The sequence below is a fragment of the Spirulina subsalsa FACHB-351 genome (assembly GCF_026130165.1).
GTDB lineage: Bacteria > Cyanobacteriota > Cyanobacteriia > Cyanobacteriales > Spirulinaceae > Spirulina_A > Spirulina_A subsalsa_A.
On the sequence record NZ_JAIHOM010000207.1, the window covers coordinates 1 to 1,991 of the forward strand.

Below are 1,991 nucleotides of genomic sequence, written 5' to 3' on the forward strand. Positions count from 1 at the left end.
ACTGTCTCACGACGTTCTAAACCCAGCTCGCGTACCACTTTAAATGGCGAACAGCCATACCCTTGGGACCGACTTCAGCCCCAGGATGTGATGAGCCGACATCGAGGTGCCAAACACCGCCGTCGATGTGAACTCTTGGGCGGTATCAGCCTGTTATCCCCGGAGTACCTTTTATCCGTTGAGCGATGGCCCTTCCATACAGAACCACCGGATCACTAGAACCTACTTTCGTACCTGCTCGACGTGTCTGTCTCGCAGTTAAGCACCCTTATGCTCTTGCACTCAATGCACGATTTCCGACCGTGCTGAGGGTACCTTCGTGCTCCTCCGTTACTCTTTGGGAGGAGACCGCCCCAGTCAAACTACCCACCACACACTGTCCTCGATCCGGATCACGGACCTGAGTTAGAACGCCAATGATGCCAGGCTGGTATTTCAAGGTTGGCTCCACCCGAACTGGCGTCCGGGGTTCCTAGCCTCCCAGCTATCCTACACAAGCAACATCAGCGTCCAGTGTGAAGCTATAGTAAAGGTTCACGGGGTCTTTCCGTCTAGCCGCGGGTACACAGCATCTTCACTGCGATTTCAATTTCACTGAGTCTCGGGTGGAGACAGCGTGGCCATCATTACGCCATTCGTGCAGGTCGGAACTTACCCGACAAGGAATTTCGCTACCTTAGGACCGTTATAGTTACGGCCGCCGTTTACCGGGGCTTCGATCAAGAGCTTCGCCCGAGGGCTAACACCATCACTTAACCTTCCGGCACCGGGCAGGCGTCACACCCTATACGTCCGCTTGCGCGTTTGCAGAGTGCTGTGTTTTTAATAAACAGTTGCAGCCACCTGGTATCTTCGACCGGTTCGAGCTCCAGCAGCAAGTGCCTTCACCCTACGCCGGCGTGCCTTCTCCCGAAGTTACGGCACCATTTTGCCTAGTTCCTTCACCCGAGTTCTCTCAAGCGCCTTGGTATTCTCTACCTGACCACCTGTGTCGGTTTGGGGTACGGTCCCACTGTATCTGAAGCTTAGAGGCTTTTCCTGGAAGCGTGGCATCGATGACTTCGGCACCGTAGTGCCTTCGTCTCGCCTCTCGGCCTTAGGGATCCGGATTTGCCTAGATCCCCAGCCTACGGGCTTTCACCAGGACAACCAACGCCTGGCCCACCTAGCCTTCTTCGTCCCCCCATCGCAATACAGTGAGGTACGGGAATATTGACCCGTTTCCCATCGACTACGCCTTTCGGCCTCGCCTTAGGGGCCGACTCACTCTGCTCCGATTAGCGTCGAACAGAAACCCTTGGTCTTCCGGCGGGGGAGTTTTTCACTCCCCTTGTCGTTACTCATGTCAGCATTCGCACTCGTGATACCTCCAGCAGACTTCTCAATCCACCTTCATCGGCTTACACGACGCTCCTCTACCGCTCACACCTGAGTGTGAACCCGTAGCTTCGGTACCTGGTTTAGCCCCGTTACATCTTCCGCGCAGGCCGACTCGACTAGTGAGCTATTACGCTTTCTTTAAAGGATGGCTGCTTCTAAGCCAACCTCCTAGCTGTCTGAGCCTTCCCACATCGTTTCCCACTTAACCAGGATTTCGGGACCTTAGCTGACGGTCTGGGTTGTTTCCCTTTTCACGACGGACGTTAGCACCCGCCGTGTGTCTCCCACGCTTGCACTCACCGGTATTCGGAGTTTGCCTCGGGTTGGTAAGTCGGGATGACCCCCTAGCCGAAACAGTGCTCTACCCCCGGCGGTGATACGTGAGGCGCTACCTAAATAGCTTTCGAGGAGAACCAGCTATCTCCGAGCTTGATTAGCCTTTCACTCCGATCCACAAGTCATCCAAATCTTTTTCAACAGATCCTGGTTCGGTCCTCCAGTTGATGTTACTCAACCTTCAACCTGCTCATGGATAGATCGCCCGGTTTCGGGTCTATTTCCAGCGACTGGTCGCCCAGTTAAGACTCGGTTTCCCTACGCCTCCCCTATTC

Annotated in this window: 1 rRNA gene (running past one end of the window); it reads right to left on the reverse strand. The window is 54.9% G+C overall.

The features are described 5' to 3' along the window. Nucleotides 1–1,991: ribosomal RNA gene (locus K4A83_RS22000) — 23S ribosomal RNA — on the reverse strand; its annotated part runs 630 nt beyond the window's last position; the annotation flags it as partial.